This window comes from Streptomyces sp. NBC_00390, from assembly GCF_036057275.1.
Lineage (GTDB): Bacteria > Actinomycetota > Actinomycetes > Streptomycetales > Streptomycetaceae > Streptomyces.
This window is the reverse complement of the sequence record NZ_CP107945.1, coordinates 2,476,187-2,492,293: the sequence shown is the minus strand read 5'-3', so window position 1 is coordinate 2,492,293 and position 16,107 is coordinate 2,476,187. Positions and strand designations below refer to the sequence as shown.

Here is a 16,107-nt window from a genome sequence, read left to right as displayed (position 1 = left end):
CTGCCGGTCGGACACCGTGCAGGGAAGACGCGACACAGGTTCCGCCGGCCCAGATTGTGCGCCGGGCCTTATTCCACAACACGCAGGAGCAAGTGGTGATCGAAGAGACCCTCCTCGAAGCCGAGGAGAAGATGGAGAAGGCCGTCCTGGTCGCCAAGGATGACTTCGCCGCGATCCGCACCGGGCGTGCGCACCCGGCGATGTTCAACAAGATCGTGGCGGACTACTACGGCGCCCTGACGCCGATCAACCAGCTGGCGTCGTTCTCGGTGCCCGAGCCGCGTATGGCCGTGGTGACCCCGTTCGACAAGAGCGCGCTGCGCAACATCGAGCAGGCGATCCGCGACTCCGACCTGGGCGTCAACCCGAGCAACGACGGCAACATCATCCGGGTGGTGTTCCCCGAGCTGACCGAGGAGCGCCGCCGCGAGTACATCAAGGTCGCCAAGGGCAAGGCCGAGGACTCGAAGATCTCGATCCGTTCCGTGCGCCGCAAGGCCAAGGAAGCCATCGACAAGCTGATCAAGGACGGCGAGGTCGGTGAGGACGAGGGCCGCCGCGCGGAGAAGGAGCTCGACGACACCACCGCGAAGTACGTCACGCAGGTGGACGAGCTGCTCAAGCACAAGGAAGCCGAGCTGCTCGAGGTCTGATGAACGACTCTTCCTGGGGGGCGGGGGCCCCGCACAGCACCGGATATGCCGGGGCGTGGCCACCGCCCGACCAGGCGCAGGCGTCCATACCGGCGGGTCCCGCATACGGCGGGCATGACGCACAGCAGACTCGGCCCATGCCCATCGTGCCGGACTTTCCCGACGCTGGCAGAGACGCCGAGGACCATGACGGCGGCGACGCCCGCGACGACCGCGACCGGGGGGCCGCTCGGCTGAGCGGGCCTTTGTTCCGTGACGAAAAGCCGCAGGAGCCCATGCACACCCCGCCCCCGGCCTCCGCGCCCCAGCCGCCGCAGAAGAAGCGCGCCGGGCGCGATCTGCGGGCGGCCATAGGGGTCGGCGTCGGGCTGGGAGCGGTGATCGTTGCCTCGCTCTTCTTCGTCAAGGCCGTGTTCGTCGGCGTGATAGCGGTCGCCGTGGTCGTCGGACTCTGGGAGCTGACCTCACGGCTCGAGGAGCGCAAGCAGATCAAGGCGCCGCTGGTGCCGCTCGCGGTCGGCGGCGCGGCCATGGTCGTGGCCGGCTATGTGCGCGGCGCGGAAGGCGCCTGGGTCGCCATGGCGCTCACCGCGCTCGCGGTCCTGGTCTGGCGCATGACCGAGCCGCCCGAGGGTTACCTGAAGGACGTCACGGCCGGTGTCTTCGCCGCGTTCTACGTGCCCTTCCTGGCGACGTTCGTGGCGATGATGCTCACCGCGGACGACGGGCCCGAGCGCGTGCTGACGTTCCTGCTGCTCACCGTGGTCAGCGACACCGGTGCGTATGCCGTCGGGTGGCGCTTCGGCAAGCACAAGCTCGCGCCGCGCATCAGCCCCGGGAAGACCCGCGAAGGCCTGCTGGGCGCTGTGGCGTTCGCGATGGTGGCCGGAGCGCTGTGCATGCAGTTCCTCATCGACGGCGGCACCTGGTGGCAGGGCCTGCTCATGGGTCTGGCCGTCGCGGTCAGTGCCACGCTGGGTGACCTGGGCGAGTCGATGATCAAGCGGGACCTCGGCATCAAGGACATGGGCACGCTGCTGCCGGGCCACGGCGGCATCATGGACCGGCTGGACTCGCTGCTGCCGACCGCGCCGGTGGTGTGGCTGCTGCTCGTGGTGTTCGTCGGCTCCGGCTGACATCGTGCGGTCGTACGGCGAGGGGCTCACCGGTCGGTGGGCCCCTCGCCGTTTCCCTCGTTCCTCGGCCGGGTCACTGGACCGGGCGCTTGCCGGATTCCTTGTCGGCGTTGCCTGACAGCGCCTTGGTCGCGAGGATGCCCACGACGATCAGCCCGATCCCGAACCAGGTGGCCGCGTCCTCGAAGATCAGGACGGCGATGCCCACGGGGACGAGCATCCCGGCCAGGGGAAGCAGCAGCCCGTTGACCGACGGGATCTGCTCGCTGCCGCGCGCCTTCGCCCGCGCGTAGTCGGGGTACCACTCGGTGAAGCTGAGAGCCGCGATGATCGCCAGGATCTGGATGATCCATTCGGTCCAGATGTTGTTCGGGTTGTGCAGGACGAGATCGCCGTAGCCGCCCACGACGGCGGCCACCAGGAAGGCACCCGCCCAGACCCCGGTGATCACGTAGTTGACCCGTTTGAAGAGGGGGGAGTCCCAGTAGGCGGGATCGACACGCTCCCGGGCGTACTGCACCGTGAAGGGCATCCGTACGGCCATGGAGCCGAGCGCGATGACCACCAGAGCGATGTTCGCGACCTCGTCCGCGTACAGCTCCAGCCAGTGGTGGGTGCCCTCGTCGGCGAACGCCCCGACGACCGCCAGAACCGCGAAGAAGAACACGTCCGCCACTTCGAGGATCTTCAGCGACTCGCCGGGACGCAGGATCCGCCCCAGGACGACCAGCACGATCGAGACCGCGAGCGCAAGCCCCACCGCGAAGCCGAAGCGCCCGGGACCGGCAAGGACCGAGAAGATGATCCAGGGAGACATCCCCACGACGGGGTTGTCGAGCGCACCGGCCAGCCACCGGCCCCCTGCGGTATCGGCCACGGCTTTCATAGACGAACCCTTCCCGACGACCGGAGTCCCCGTTTTCAGCGTGACCGCTGACGTCGGGATGCGCGACGCGACCCCACGTCACGCCGACCGGCCTGGCGTGCGCGGTCGCGGAATCGTGTGACGGCGGTGCCGGAACGGATCGGGGCGAGAGGTGCGCATCGGCCGCCGAGGGCTGACGATGGATCGAGAGGGGCCGGCCGGTCGTGCGGCTCCCCGAAGCATCTGCAGGGCGAACACCCCGCCGGCGTGCGGCAAGCGCGCAGAGGGGAGCACGCATGGACCCGTCCGCCGACTCCGGCCCCGAGGGCCACCGGCACGAGATGCCGAGCGGACCCTTGAACGATGCCGAACGGGCGGAATACGACCGCCTGCGCCGTGCTGCGGGCATGCGGCACCGCCGCCTGCGGCTCTTCGGGACGTCCGTGCTCCTGGTGCTGGCCGTCCTGCTCGCGCCGCTCAGCGTGGTCGCCACCTGGGTGGACTCCGAGATCTCCGACACTGCCCGGTACGAGCAGACCGTCGCGCCTCTCGCCAGGGATGCCGCTGTGCAGAATCTGGTGATCGACCGCGTCACCGACCGGGTCGTCGCCGAGATCGATGTGCGCAAGGTCAGCGACGAGGTCGCCGACATCCTGGCCGACCGTGACGCGCCCGCCTTCGTCGTCGACGCGGCCAGGAAGCTGGACGGCCCGCTGAAGAGCGGGGTGACCACGGCGGTGAGCTACGTGGTGCGGAAGGTGGTCACCAGCGAGCAGTTCGCCACGGCATGGGACGACGTGAACCGGCGTGCCCACACCGCCGTCTCGAGCGTCCTCACCGGTGAGGGCGGGGGAGCCGTCGAGGCCAAGGGCGACACCATCGTCCTGAACGTTGCCGTCGTGATCGACGAGATGCAGGAAGAGCTGATCGGTTCGAAGATCGTCTCTGCGAAGAGCATCCCCGGGGTCGACCAGTCGGTCGTGCTGGCGCGCAGCGACAAACTGAGCGAGGCCCAGGACGCCGCCCGTCTGCTGGGCATCCTCGGCGCCTGGCTGCCGTTGACGGTGGTCGTCCTCGCCGGCCTGGGCGTGTGGATGGCCCCGTCGCCCCGGGTGGCGCTGATCGCCGCGAGCACGGCCATCGGCGTCATGATGTGCCTGTTGCTCGTCTCGCTCGCCGTCATGCGCGTGTTCGCTCTGGATGCCGTACCCCCGGACGCCGAGACGCAGAACGCCGCGGCCACCGTCTACGACACCCTGGTGAGATTCCTCCAGCAGGCCGCGGTCACAGTGCTCGTCGCCATGCTGATCATCGCGGTCGCGGGGTATCTGTACGGACCCGGCCGCGGTGCCCGCGCGGTGCGCTCCGCCGTGGCCCAGAGCACCGGAGCTGCCGGCCACGCTCTCGCCCGGAAGGGGCTGCGCACCGGCGGCGTCGGCCGCTGGCTGCACACCCACCGCCCCCTGACCACCGGCATCGTGGTCGCAGCCGGAGCGCTCGTTCTGTTCCTGTGGCCGTATCCCACGCCTGGCTCCGTGGCCCTCGTGCTCGTGCTCGTCGTGGTCGTCCTGGTGGCGCTCGGTGTTCTCGGCGCCGCGGACGCGGCGGACTCCGAGGACGGGCCGCCCACCGCCGCGTCCGGCTCGGTGGCCGAGTAGCGCTGCGCCGCCCCTCCGAGGAATCGGTGCACTTTTCAGCCCTGTCGTCTTGAACCTCAGATGCAGCGCGATATCCAGCGAAGAGGGTCCATTCGGAGGACTCACTTTTCACCCTAGGCCTATTGGCTGGCCCGGCAGGCCCCGCCCATCCCCGGCTTGTAATGTCGGACCGCAAGTGCTGGATTGCGCCGAAACGCCGGAAAGACACCTACCGAACCCCGCTTCGTATGAAATCGGGGCCGGGTCTGTTGCGGTGTCCGTACGGGTGGCTCCGGAAAACGGAAAGGGTTCGAATTGAAGCTCAGCAAGACGACCTCGAGGGTGACTTTAGGGACGGTTTTCGTCGCGGCCTACGTTGTCGTTGCAACCTCTTCCTGGACCGTCGAACCTGCCCCCGCGGAACCCATAGCCCATGAGGCGGGGGAAATGGAAAGCACATCGCAGCGGCTCAAGGGCGGGCTGATTGAATGTGCGTCCCCGAACCCCGAACTGGCACATGAACTGGCCCGAGACATAGCAAGGTCGCTGGCGAATCGCGCCAGTCGAGCCTCGATGGTGCTGTATGACCGAACCACTGATACCTCCTGCGCCTACGGCGCGGACAAGCACTACGATTCCGCGAGCATAGTCAAGCCGATCATATTGGGCGCTCTGCTCCTGGCCAGAAGCGACCACTTGTCCGAGGACGAGCAGGAACTGGCCAGGGAAATGATCGTGAGTTCGGACAACGATGCGACGTACACCCTGTGGGACAGCGTGGGGACCGAAAACATCCAGGAATTCCTGGACAAGGCCGGAATGGAGGACACCATCCTCGACGAAGCAGGTCTCATGGGTCTGACTCAGGTCACTGCGAGGGATCAGGCCACATTGCTCGAGCTGCTCACCGGTGAGGACAACTCGGTCCTGAATGCCGAAGAGCGCGCCTACATCCTGGGCCTCATGCGCAACGTGCAGGAGGATCAACGGTGGGGAGCGCCTGCCGGTGCCCCCTCGGGCGCTGCCGTCCAGGTCAAGAACGGATGGCTTCAGCGTTCCGAGAGGGTCAAGGACCCCTGGGACAGCGGGGACTGGAAGGTCAACAGCATGGGTGCGTTCACCGGGCGCGCCTACGACTACGGTCTGGTGGTCCTCACCGAGAACAACAGGGTTCCTGAAGGCGAGTCACCAGGTGTGGGGTGGGACTACGGCATGGAGACGATCGAGCGAGTGGCGAAGGCCGTCCACCGTGACCTGTACCCGGACCGTACTCCCGCAGCTGCCGGCAGCCCCGGCCGCCGATGAAATGCCGCCTGTGAACCCTGTGAACATGGAGCGGGAGGCGGCTCCATCCGGGTGACGGATCCCGTGACGGGGGCCGGGCGCGACCGGCAACGACCGGCGACGCCCGCCCCCGGCGTCACGGCCGCCAGGCCACCTCGCGAAGCGGCCCAACGTGCCGATCGCGTCGTCTTTCCGGACGGCGGCCGGATCGTGGAGGAAGGAAGCCATGACGAGCTGCTGCGCCGCGGTGGGCGCTACGCCCATTTCTGGAATCCCCGACGCCGGCAGCGAGTGAGTGAGCCGGCATGCTGGTCGATCTCTCTTGCGGGACAGCCGCGCCGGCACCCCCGTTGCGATCTTCGCAGCCCCCCAACGGGCCTACCGGTCTTCGGAGTCGGCAGGACCACCGCCGCTTGTCGAGTGCATGGGCCGGGCTTCTCCGAAGATTCGGCGGTAGGCCCCCGGGGTGGTCCCGAACGCGGCTCGGAAGCGGCGCCGGAGGTTGACCGCGGAGGAGAGCCCGACCCGGGTCGCGATCGCCTCCACCGGAAGGCCGGTCTGTTCCAGCAGGGTTCGTGCCGCGTCGAGGCGCTGGTTGAGCAGCCACTGCCCGGGACTGGTGCCGAGCTGCCGGTTGAATCGGCGGGCGAAGGTGCGGTCCGAGAGGCCGGCGCGTTCGGCGAGCCGGCTGACGGTCAGCTCTGCGTCCAGCCGGGAGAGCACCCATTGCAGGACCGGAGCCAGCGACTCGTCCGTGCCGGCGGGGGCGGCCTGTGCGACGTACTGGAGCTGGCTGCCCTCCCGGTGCGGCGGCAGCACCATGCTCCGGGCGATCTGAGCGGCGTATGCCGCGCCGTGGTCGGAGCGTACGAGATGCAGGCACAGATCGATGCCGGCGCCGGTACCGGCACTGGTGGCCACATCACCGTGATCGATGTAGAGCACGTCGGCATCGACCTGTACCTGAGGGAAGGCAGCGGCGAGTTGGGCGGTCCGGCGCCAGTGGGTGGTGGCCCGGCGGCCGTCGAGCAGTCCCGCTTGGGCGAGGACGAACGCGCCCGTGCAGATGGACACGATCCGCGATCCGCGCCGGTGCGCGGCCCGCAGGGCGTCGAGGACGGCCGGCGGGACAGGTGCCCCGGGCGGCTGCCAGCCGGGGACCATCACCGTGTCTGCGCTCCGCAGGGCCTCCAGACCGGCGTCGACGAGCATCGAGTACCCGGCGGTGGTCCGCAGCGGTCCTGGCTGCTGGGCGCACACCCGGAAGTCGTAATGGACCGGTAGATCCGGCGGGATGTTGCCGAAGACCTCGGTGGCGCAGGCGAGTTCGAAAGGCGACTGCGGCTCATTGAGCAGCGCCACCACCTTATGACGGGCCTTATGACGGGGCATGGCAGAAAAGTACCTGCAGATGTCATTCCAGACACTCGTTCGGATTCCCGCTGCGAGCCAGAGTGGCTGCATGAGCGAGCACACCGACATGAACGCACTGATGACTGTCGTCCACGTTGACGAGGTCGCGCCGCACGAGGTGGTTCCCGGGATCGTGCGGCGCAGGCTGCCGGCAACCGACCACGCCCGCGGCTGGCTGATCGACTTCGCCGCGGGCACCGAGTGGCCGGAGGTCGACGTGCACACCGGAGAGGAGTGGTACTACGTGCTGAGCGGAGAAGTGATCGAGGGGGAGGAGCGCTACGGGCCGGGTACGTATGTGGTGTTCGCCGCGGGCAGCCGGCATCGGCCCCGTACCGAGACGGGCGCGCGGATGCTCGGCATCTCCCTGCCGGCCGGCTGACGGGCGCCACATCTGCTGCCTGCGGCTGACTGTGGTCCGGTGGGCGGTCCGTAGCGGCCTCCTGCGAGCCGTTCCGCGAGGCACCGCGGCCGGCAGGCCGTTCCGGCCCGTCGGCGTCTCAGCCCGCGGCGTCGTATTCGTGCGACCTGCCGCCCTGCCACTTCACCCAGCGTGGATCGTCCAGCAGATCCCAGGCGTCCGGCAGGCCCGCCCGTCGCAGGAACTCGACCAGATCGGCGTCGCTGCGGGCCAGGCCGGCGATCTGGGTGCGGATCGTCACGCGGCGGCCGCCGGGGCCCACCGCGCGATGAACGACGATCGGCGCAGTGCTCAGGTCTTCAGGCTGTGATGGTCCGCGGTTCACGGCGCACCGAGTTCGGTGTCCGGTCGGTGGTACGGGCGGGCTGCGGTGCCGTCCCCGGCGATTGCGCGGCGAGCCTGCTCTCGTGGCGTGCGCGCGGCGCGGACGGCGGCCACCTCCTGCCGTTCCAGCTCCGCGATGGTCCCGTCCGGACGGCGCAGCTGCCGGACCGGCCATTCGCGGACGCTGCGCAGGCGCTCCGGACGAGACATTTTTTCGGACACAAGTTCGATTCTAGATCGGGGTCCGGCCCTGGTGACGACCGGGGGTCGTCAAGACGGACTCCAGCCTTGTCGGCCCTGATGCCGCCGAGCGCGCGCAACGGTGGCGGCCGGCAGCGGCCACAGCCGCCCCACTCGCAACCGAGACCCCTGCGCACGCGTCGCACAGCACATGGAACGTGAATGGCTCTTCTCGCTCATCCCGCTGGCGATCGGCGTGGTCTTCCTCAGCTTCGGCGTGTACGGGCTCCGCCGTGCCGCTGCGCTGCGCCGCACCGGTGTCACCGCAGAGGCTCGGATCGTCCGCCACGATGTCAGTCGAGGCAGCGAAGGCGCCACGTTCCACCACCCGGTCGCAGCCTGGACGACCCGGGACGGCCGCGAGTGCGAGTACTCGTCCAGGTTCGGCCGCGGTTCCGTCGGAGGCGTCTTCGGTGTGGGGGCCTTTGTCACGGTCCGATACGATCCGGAAGATCCCCGACGGTTTGAGATCCAGGGCTGGGACGTAGCGACGGTCGACCGGCTGTTCACCGTGCTGGGGTCGGTGTTCACGGCGGGCACCTTGGTGGTGCTGCTCGTCCGGGTAGTCACTCTCTGACCGCACCCGAGTCTCGTCTTCTACGGCCGCAGCATGTCCCGCGCCGAGTGATCCGGGGCGCCACCGTTGTGGCTCCGTGCGGCGGGGCCGTCCTACTGGCCGGGGCGAGGCATCCGGACGACCGCAGTTCCTCCGTCGAGATCCACTGTCGTCCTGTTCGGCGGCGCCCCGTCATCCTCGTTGTCCGGCATGACCAGTGCCGACTGCCGCTCCTTCGGTTCGTTCTGCTTGCCCGGCGAGAGACTCGCGTGAAGCTGCTCGAATCCGGTCGCTGATATCTGGCCCTGACGTGCACTGTTCCGCCACGGCAGCGCTCCGGCCCGACCCGCGCGCAGCAGCAACTGGTCGACGAAGGCCAGCAGGGTCAGCGCGATGACCAGCCCGGGCAGGGTCATCAAGAAGACGGTTTGCACACCCCCAGTATCCGGAGGCGGCCTGCCGGTCGTCTGTGGGCTGTCGAGGTGTTCTCGGGCGTGCCTCTCGCGACATAAATTCGAACAGGCGTATGGTTTCGGGTATGGCTGAGAACGCGTTCCCAGACGATCTTCGTGTGGCACAGGTCCGGCTCCATCAGGCGTCGTCGGAGCTGGCGGCGCTGTGCCGGACCCTGTCGTGGTCCGTCGATCCGATGCCCGGCTGGGAGGGGGAGGCGCATCCCCACACCGGTGTCGTGACTGGTGGCCGTCAGGACAGCCCCGGCTGGACCGGGGAGCAGCGTGAGGCGGTGGAGCGGCTGCGCGCGGAGTGCGTCGCGCTGTCCCTCACCGTCACCACACATCCGTACTGGGCGGGAGTGGAGCGGGAGAAGGTCGTCGACGAGCGGATGCGGCTGAAGGCGGACACCGAGCCGGCCGCCATACCCGCCCTGAATGTCGACGTGGCCGCGTAGCCCTGCAAGCGAGGGACGTCCCGCCATGTCCGGCCAGGTCCCTGGGCCGTCTGTGGACCGTCCGAGGAGCCCCACAGCAACCAGTGGCGACGGACGACGACCACCGCGAGCATCAAGGCCCGCAGGTCACCGGATTCCGTCTGCGACACTGGTAGCACCATGCCCAAGCCCGGAGAACTCACTTTCGTCGCCCCCCGCGGAGCCAAGAAGCCCCCGCGGCACCTTGCGGACCTCACGCCCGCCGAGCGCAAGGAGGCCGTGGCCTCGATCGGCGAGAAGCCGTTCCGCGCCAAGCAGCTCTCGCAGCACTACTTCGCGCGGTACGCCCATGACCCTTCCCAGTGGACCGACATCCCCGCCGCTGCGCGCGAGAAGCTCGCCACCGAGCTGCTGCCCGACCTGATGGCGGTCGTACGGCACATCTCGTGCGACGACGACACCACCCGCAAGACCCTGTGGCGGCTCCACGACGGCACGCTCGTCGAGTCCGTGCTGATGCGGTACCCCGACCGGGTCACCATGTGCATCTCCTCGCAGGCCGGCTGCGGGATGAACTGCCCGTTCTGCGCGACCGGGCAGGCGGGCCTCGACCGCAACCTGTCGACGGCCGAGATCGTGCACCAGATCGTCGACGGCATGCGCGCCCTGCGCGACGGCGAGGTGCCCGGTGGCCCGGCGCGGCTGTCGAACATCGTCTTCATGGGCATGGGCGAGCCGCTCGCCAACTACAAGCGGGTCGTGGGCGCCATCCGCCGTCTCACCGACCCCGAGCCGGACGGTCTCGGCCTGTCGCAGCGTGGTGTCACCGTCTCCACCGTCGGGCTGGTGCCGGCCATGCACCGCTTCGCCGACGAGGGCTTCAAGTGCAGGCTCGCCGTGTCGCTGCACGCTCCGGACGACGAGCTGCGCGACACCCTGGTCCCGGTCAACACCCGGTGGAAGGTCCGCGAGGTCCTCGACGCCGCCTGGGAGTACGCGGAGAAGTCCGGCCGCCGGATCTCGATCGAGTACGCGCTGATCCGCGACATCAACGACCAGGCCTGGCGCGGCGATCTGCTCGGCCGCCTCCTCAAGGGCAAGCGCGTCCATGTGAACCTGATCCCGCTCAACCCCACCCCGGGATCGAAGTGGACGGCCTCGCGCCCCGAGGACGAGAAGGCGTTCGTGGAGGCCATCGCCGCCCACGGTGTGCCGGTCACCGTCCGGGACACGCGTGGCCAGGAGATCGACGGAGCCTGCGGACAGCTCGCGGCGACCGAGCGCTGAGGCAGGGCCTGCCGGCCATGGCTGATACTGTGCCCGTGCTTTCGCACAAATGAACAATGAACATTCCGACAGGGGAGCGCAGACAGCGCTGAGAGTGCGGCCAGGCCGCAGACCCTCGGACCTGATCCGGGTCATACCGGCGTAGGGAGTCAGCACCATCATGAACAGCCAGCTTCGCCGTGCCGTCAGCACCGCATTCGTCGGTGCCCTCGGCATTGCCGCACTCGCCGCCTGCGGCGAGCAGTCCAAGGACTCCTCGGACGGCGGCTCGGGCAAATCCAGGACCGTCACACTCGTGAGCCATGACTCGTTCGCGGCGTCCCCGGCGGTACTGAAGGAGTTCACCGAGCAGACCGGCTACAAGGTCAAGGTCCTCAAGAGCGGGGACGCGGGCGCGGCGCTCAACAAGGAGATCCTCACCAAGGGCTCCCCCCAGGGCGACGTCTTCTTCGGCGTGGACAACACCCTGCTCTCGCGCGCCCTCCAGAACGACCTGTTCATTCCGTACGAGGCCAAGGGCCTCGACCAGGTCGCGGACGAAGTGCAGCTGGACAAGGACAAGCACCGCGTCACCCCTGTCGACACCGGCGACATCTGCGTCAACTACGACAAGAAGTACTTCGCCGACAAGAAGCTCGCGCCGCCGCAGACCTTCGACGACCTTGCCGAGCCGGCGTACAAGAACCTCCTGGTCGTCGAGAACGCGGCCACCTCCTCGCCCGGCCTCGGCTTCCTGCTCGGCACGGTCGCCGAGTACGGCGACGAGGGCTGGCAGGACTACTGGAAGAAGCTCGACGCCAACGGCGTCAAGGTCGTCGACGGCTGGGAGCAGGCGTACAACGAGGAGTTCTCCGGTTCCGCCGGCGGCAAGAAGGCCAAGGCCGACCGTCCGCTCGTCGTCTCCTACGCCTCCAGCCCGCCCGTCGAGGTGCTCTACTCCGACCCGCAGCCTGCCGAGGCCCCGACCGGCGTCGCGACCGGCACCTGCTTCCGCCAGATCGAGTTCGCGGGTCTGCTGGACGGCGCGAAGAACGAGGCGGGCGGCAAGGCCCTGCTGGACTTCCTGATCACCAAGAAGTTCCAGGAGGACATGCCGCTGAACATGTTCGTGAACCCGGTGGTCAAGGACGCGAAGCTGCCCGAGCTCTTCACCGAGCACGGCGCGGTCGTCGACAAGCCGGAGACCGTCGCTCCCGAGACGATCACCAAGAACCGTGAGCAGTGGGTCCAGTCGTGGTCCTCGCTCGTCCTGAAGTAAGAAGTACCCTCCGCGGGAACGCGGCGCGGCTGGCTCTGATCGCCGTGCCCGTCGCGTTCTTCGCGCTCTTCTTCGCCTACCCCGTCACCGCGATCGTCGGGCGCGGTCTGAACGTCGACGGGGTATGGCAGCTGGGACGGATCGGCGAGGTACTCGGGCGGCCCGAACTGCTGCGGGTGCTGTGGTTCACCACATGGCAGGCGCTGGCATCCACCGCGCTCACCTTGCTGATCGCGCTGCCCGGCGCGTATGTCTTCGCCCGTTTCGACTTCCCCGGCAAGCGGCTGCTGCGGGCGGTGGTCACCGTTCCCTTCGTGCTGCCCACCGTCGTCGTCGGCACCGCGTTCCTCGCGCTGCTGGGACGCGGCGGACTCCTCGACGACCTGTGGGGCGTACGTCTCGACACCACCGTGTGGGCGATCCTGCTCGCGCACGTCTTCTTCAACTACGCCGTCGTCGTGCGGACGGTGGGCGGACTCTGGTCCCAGCTCGACCCGCGCCAGGAGGAGGCCGCGCGCGTGCTCGGCGCCGGACGATTCGCCGCCTGGCGGAGCGTCACCTTGCCGGCGCTGGGCCCCGTCGTGGCAGCGGCCACGCTGATGATCTTCCTTTTCACCTTCACCTCCTTCGGTGTGGTGCAGATCCTCGGCGGACCCACCTTCGCCACCCTCGAGGTCGAGATCTACCGGCAGACGGCACACCTGCTGGACCTGTCCACGGCAGCCGTGCTCACCCTGGTGCAGCTCGCGGCCGTCGGGACGGTCCTCGCCGTGCACGCCTGGACCGTACGAAGGCGGGAGAGCGCCCTGCGCCTGGTCGATCCGGCGCTGACCGCACGCCGGCCGCGCGGCGCCGGCCAGTGGGCGCTGCTCTGCGCGGTCCTCGCCACGGTCGCCCTGCTGCTCCTCGCGCCCCTCGCGGTGCTCGTCGAGCGGTCCTTCGACACCCCGCAGGGATACGGCTTCGCGTACTACCGCGAGCTCGGCACGGTGGACCCGACGGGCGGGGCGTTCCTGGTGCCGCCCGTCGAAGCGGTCTGGAACTCCCTCCAGTACGCCCTGGTGGCCACCGCCATCGCCGTTGCCGTCGGCGGGCTCGCGGCCGCCGCGCTGACCCGGAGGGCCGGGCGGTTCGTGCGCGGCTTCGACGCGCTGCTGATGCTGCCGCTCGGTGTCTCGGCCGTCACCGTCGGCTTCGGCTTCCTGATCACACTCGACGAGCCGCCACTGGATCTGCGGGCCTCCTGGATCCTGGTGCCGCTCGCCCAGGCACTGGTCGGCGTACCCTTCGTCGTCCGCACCATGCTGCCGGTCCTGCGCGCGGTGGACCAACGGCTGCGGGAGGCCGCGGCCGTGCTCGGCGCATCGCCGCTGCGGGCCTGGCGGGAGGTCGATCTGCCGCTGGTACGGCGGGCGTTGCTGATCGCCGCCGGATTCGCCTTCGCCGTCTCGCTCGGCGAGTTCGGCGCGACGGTCTTCATCGCACGCCCCGACCGGCCGACGCTGCCGGTGGCTGTGGCCCGGCTGCTGGGGCGTCCCGGAGAGCTCAACTACGGGCAGGCGATGGCGCTGAGCACGATCCTGATGGCCGTCTGCGCGGTCGCCCTGCTGCTCCTCGAACGCATCCGTACGGGAGTCCGCTCCGACAACACCACGGAGGAGTTCTGATGGCGATGCTGCGGCTGTCGGACGTGAGCGTACGGTTCGGAGCGCGCGCGGCGCTCGACTCGGTGGACCTGGAGGTCACCGAGCACGAGACCGTATGCGTTCTCGGACCGAGCGGCAGCGGCAAGTCCACCCTGCTGAGGGCAGTCGCCGGACTGCAGGACATCGACCACGGACGGGTCCTGCTCGGCGGCGCGGACCAGAGGGGCGTGCCGGCACACCGGCGCGGAGTGGGCCTGATGTTCCAGGACCACCAGTTGTTCCCGCAGCGCGATGTCGGGGGCAACGTCGCCTTCGGGCTGCGGATGCACGGAGTCCGCCGCGCCGAACAGGCCCGCCGGGTGGCCGAGTTGCTGGAGCTGGTCGGGCTGCCGGGTGCCGCTGGGCGGGCGGTGTCGTCGCTGTCCGGGGGTGAGCAGCAGCGGGTCGCGCTCGCCCGGGCGCTGGCACCGGAGCCGAGGCTGCTGATGCTCGACGAACCCCTGGGCCAGCTGGACCGGGGGCTGCGGGAGCGGCTCGTCGTCGAACTGCGCGGCCTCTTCGGCCGGTTGGGCACAACGGTGCTCGCCGTCACCCACGACCAGAGCGAGGCCTTCGCGCTCGCCGACCGTGTGGTCGTCATGCGCGACGGACGGATCGCCCAGACGGGCACGCCGCTGGAGGTGTGGCGCCACCCTGCGTCGGAGTTCGTCGCGCGCTTCCTCGGCTTCGACAATGTCGTCCCCGCGACCGTGCACGGCGCGGCGGCGGACACGGTGTGGGGCAGGGTTCCGGTGCCGAAGGGCTCGCCGCAGGGCCCGTGCCGCCTGCTGATCCGCCCGTCCGGAGTGCGGGTGCTGCCTTCGCCCGACGGCCTGCGGTGTGCGGTGACGTCCCGTGTCTTCCGGGGCACGCATGTCGCGCTGCGGCTGGAGCCCGAGAACGCCCCGCCGCTGGAGGCGGAGTGCGGACTGAGGGACGCCCCTGAGCAGGGTGCTCAGGCGGGAGTGGCGTTCGACCCGGCCGAGGTGGTCGTGCTCCCGCCCGAGTGACGCGACTTTGTTCAGGAGGGGGAGGCTTCCGCCGGCCCTTCCACGGTGCCGGCGGGCTCCTTACCCGGCCAGCCGCGCGAGTGCCTCAGGGGCCTCTTCGACCGAGTCGACCAGCGCGATGCGCGTCTGCATCGACCGGCCGCGGGCCAGCGACTGGAGCAGCGGCCAGGTGGGAAGCAGCTCGGTCCAGTGGGCACGGTTCACGAGCACCATGGGGGTGGGTTCGCCCCGGGACTCGTAGTAGTTCGGGGTCGCGTTGTCGAAGATCTCCTGGACGGTGCCGGCCGCGCCCGGCAGGAAGATCACGCCCGCGGAGGAGCGGGACAGCAGACCGTCCTCGCGGGTGGCGTTGGCGAAGTACTTGGCGATGTGCCCGGCGAACGCGTTCGGCGGCTCGTGGCCGTAGAACCAGGTGGGGATGCCCACCGAGTCGCCGCCCTGCGGCCAGCGGTGCCGCACTTCGAAGGCCGCGAGCGCCCACTCGGAGACGGACGGGACGAAGGACGGTGCCTTGGCGAGGAGTTGGAGGGCGTCGTGAAGCATCTCGTCGGGCTGTGGAGCGGCGTAGGCGCCCAGGTTGGCGGCCTCCATCGCACCGGGCCCGCCGCCGGTCGCCACCGTGAACCCGTCCCGGGCCAGTGCCCGGCCGAGCCGGGCGGCCCCGGCGTACGCGTCGGTGCCACGGGCCATCGCATGCCCGCCCATCACACCCACGACCCGTGCGCCGACAAGGAGTTCGTCCAGGGCGTCGGAGATCGCGTCGTCGTGGATCGAGCGGAGCATCGAGGCGTAGATGTCGCCGTCGGCCTTGGTGGACTGGAACCACTGGTAGGCGCCGGCGTCGGGCGTGGCGTCGTAGCCGCGGTCGGCAAGGCCGGTGAAGAGCTCTTCGGGGGAGTACAGCCGCCCCCGGTACGGATCGAAGGGCAGTCCCGGCACGGGCGGGAACACGAGCGCGCCGTCGCCGCGGACCTTGGCGTCGGCGTCGGCGTTCATACGGCAGCCGAGGAACACGGCGTCCGCGCAGTCGCAGCTGAGCAGGGCGAACGTACGGTGCGACAGATCGACGGACTGCACCCGGTACCCGACGAGCGAGCCTCCCGCGGCAATCTCGTCGAACGCCTCGATGGACTCGATCTCGCGGTGATGTCCGCGCTCCTGCGGGTTCGCCATGCGGCCACGATAGGCCCCTGCCGGGGACGGTGGGGGAGCGGGGTGGCGCGGTGCGGACGGGCGCGGTCGCCCTTGCGCCGAGTGCAGTTGCCGCTCCTGGGGGACGGTGTGCGGCGCGTCGGTGGCGGCTCTGTGCGCATGTCTGGAACGCCGGCGTCTCGCGGCGGCTTCCGGCGGAGGCGGCCCGGCGACGGGGTGTGCATGAGCAGGGAGGCCGGTCCTGCCTCGGGCCGGGCAGGCGGGCGGCGCGGCCGTCGGTCCGGGAGAGTTCGGCCT

17 protein-coding genes and 1 riboswitch are annotated in these 16,107 nt (G+C 69.6%); of the genes, 11 read left to right on the top strand and 6 right to left on the bottom strand.

Translation table 11 applies throughout. The annotated features are described in order from the left end of the window. The first annotated feature begins 95 nt into the window (after positions 1 to 95). Together frr and OHS70_RS10200 are read left to right on the top strand one after the other, a co-directional pair. Entirely contained in the window at positions 96 to 653 is a 558-nt protein-coding gene (gene frr, locus OHS70_RS10205) for a ribosome recycling factor (protein WP_328395920.1), read from the top strand. Beyond that, entirely contained in the window at positions 653 to 1,789 is a 1,137-nt protein-coding gene (locus tag OHS70_RS10200; RefSeq protein WP_328395918.1) for a phosphatidate cytidylyltransferase, read from the top strand. The genes frr and OHS70_RS10200 overlap by 1 nt, the downstream gene beginning before the upstream one ends. 73 nt (positions 1,790 to 1,862) lie before the next feature. On the opposite strand, the gene OHS70_RS10195 is transcribed toward OHS70_RS10200, so the two are convergent. Further along, entirely contained in the window at positions 1,863 to 2,675 is an 813-nt protein-coding gene (locus tag OHS70_RS10195; protein ID WP_328395916.1) for a hypothetical protein, read from the bottom strand. A gap of 275 nt (positions 2,676 to 2,950) precedes the next feature. Between OHS70_RS10195 and OHS70_RS10190 the strand changes: the two genes are divergently transcribed. Together OHS70_RS10190 and OHS70_RS10185 are read left to right on the top strand one after the other, a co-directional pair. Further along, on the top strand, positions 2,951 to 4,312 hold the full coding sequence (locus tag OHS70_RS10190; protein ID WP_328395914.1) for a hypothetical protein: 1,362 nt from the start codon (positions 2,951 to 2,953) through the stop codon (positions 4,310 to 4,312). Between the two features lie 294 nt (positions 4,313 to 4,606). After that, positions 4,607 to 5,596 carry a serine hydrolase gene (locus OHS70_RS10185; protein WP_328395912.1) on the top strand — a complete coding sequence of 330 codons (990 nt, stop codon included), beginning with the start codon at positions 4,607 to 4,609 and terminating at the stop codon, positions 5,594 to 5,596. 357 nt (positions 5,597 to 5,953) lie between these two features. On the opposite strand, the gene OHS70_RS10180 is transcribed toward OHS70_RS10185, so the two are convergent. Continuing rightward, positions 5,954 to 6,967 carry a helix-turn-helix domain-containing protein gene (locus OHS70_RS10180; protein WP_328395910.1) on the bottom strand — a complete coding sequence of 338 codons (1,014 nt, stop codon included), beginning with the start codon at positions 6,965 to 6,967 and terminating at the stop codon, positions 5,954 to 5,956. 70 nt (positions 6,968 to 7,037) lie between these two features. Here OHS70_RS10180 and OHS70_RS10175 point away from each other — a divergent pair, with 70 nt between their 5' ends. Next, a complete protein-coding gene (locus tag OHS70_RS10175) occupies positions 7,038 to 7,370 on the top strand; it encodes a cupin domain-containing protein (RefSeq protein WP_328395908.1) in 333 nt (110 codons plus the stop codon). Between the two features lie 118 nt (positions 7,371 to 7,488). Here OHS70_RS10175 and OHS70_RS10170 read toward each other — a convergent pair whose 3' ends face one another. After that, positions 7,489 to 7,704, bottom strand: a complete 216-nt coding sequence (locus OHS70_RS10170; RefSeq protein WP_328405532.1) for a hypothetical protein — start codon at positions 7,702 to 7,704, stop codon at positions 7,489 to 7,491. A gap of 26 nt (positions 7,705 to 7,730) precedes the next feature. After that, complete coding sequence (locus OHS70_RS10165) at positions 7,731 to 7,955, bottom strand: hypothetical protein (RefSeq protein ID WP_328395906.1); 225 nt, start codon at positions 7,953 to 7,955, stop codon at positions 7,731 to 7,733. Between the two features lie 169 nt (positions 7,956 to 8,124). Between OHS70_RS10165 and OHS70_RS10160 the strand changes: the two genes are divergently transcribed. Beyond that, positions 8,125 to 8,550 (top strand): DUF3592 domain-containing protein, encoded by a 426-nt coding sequence (locus OHS70_RS10160; protein ID WP_328395904.1) that lies wholly within the window; start codon positions 8,125 to 8,127, stop codon positions 8,548 to 8,550. 92 nt (positions 8,551 to 8,642) lie between these two features. Here OHS70_RS10160 and OHS70_RS10155 read toward each other — a convergent pair whose 3' ends face one another. Then, a complete protein-coding gene (locus OHS70_RS10155; RefSeq protein WP_328395902.1) occupies positions 8,643 to 8,963 on the bottom strand; it encodes a DUF6191 domain-containing protein in 321 nt (106 codons plus the stop codon). Between the two features lie 104 nt (positions 8,964 to 9,067). On the opposite strand from OHS70_RS10155, the gene OHS70_RS10150 reads away from it, so the two are divergent. From OHS70_RS10150 to OHS70_RS10130, 5 genes are all read left to right on the top strand, one after another. After that, positions 9,068 to 9,439, top strand: a complete 372-nt coding sequence (locus OHS70_RS10150) for a hypothetical protein (protein ID WP_328395900.1) — start codon at positions 9,068 to 9,070, stop codon at positions 9,437 to 9,439. Positions 9,440 to 9,598: 159 nt separating this feature from the next. After that, positions 9,599 to 10,705, top strand: coding sequence for a 23S rRNA (adenine(2503)-C(2))-methyltransferase RlmN (rlmN, locus tag OHS70_RS10145; RefSeq protein WP_328395898.1), 1,107 nt, complete (start codon positions 9,599 to 9,601; stop codon positions 10,703 to 10,705). A gap of 60 nt (positions 10,706 to 10,765) precedes the next feature. After that, a riboswitch (TPP riboswitch) is annotated at positions 10,766 to 10,870 on the top strand. After that, positions 10,866 to 11,963 carry a thiamine ABC transporter substrate-binding protein gene (locus OHS70_RS10140; protein WP_328395896.1) on the top strand — a complete coding sequence of 366 codons (1,098 nt, stop codon included), beginning with the start codon at positions 10,866 to 10,868 and terminating at the stop codon, positions 11,961 to 11,963. Its footprint overlaps the riboswitch before it by 5 nt. A gap of 38 nt (positions 11,964 to 12,001) precedes the next feature. After that, positions 12,002 to 13,630, top strand: coding sequence for an ABC transporter permease (locus OHS70_RS10135; protein WP_328405530.1), 1,629 nt, complete (start codon positions 12,002 to 12,004; stop codon positions 13,628 to 13,630). Continuing rightward, entirely contained in the window at positions 13,630 to 14,658 is a 1,029-nt protein-coding gene (locus tag OHS70_RS10130) for an ABC transporter ATP-binding protein (RefSeq protein WP_328395894.1), read from the top strand. Before OHS70_RS10135 ends, OHS70_RS10130 begins: the two co-directional genes overlap by 1 nt. A gap of 60 nt (positions 14,659 to 14,718) precedes the next feature. On the opposite strand, the gene OHS70_RS10125 is transcribed toward OHS70_RS10130, so the two are convergent. After that, on the bottom strand, positions 14,719 to 15,831 hold the full coding sequence (locus tag OHS70_RS10125) for an LOG family protein (protein ID WP_328395892.1): 1,113 nt from the start codon (positions 15,829 to 15,831) through the stop codon (positions 14,719 to 14,721). Positions 15,832 to 16,107 lie beyond the last annotated feature (276 nt).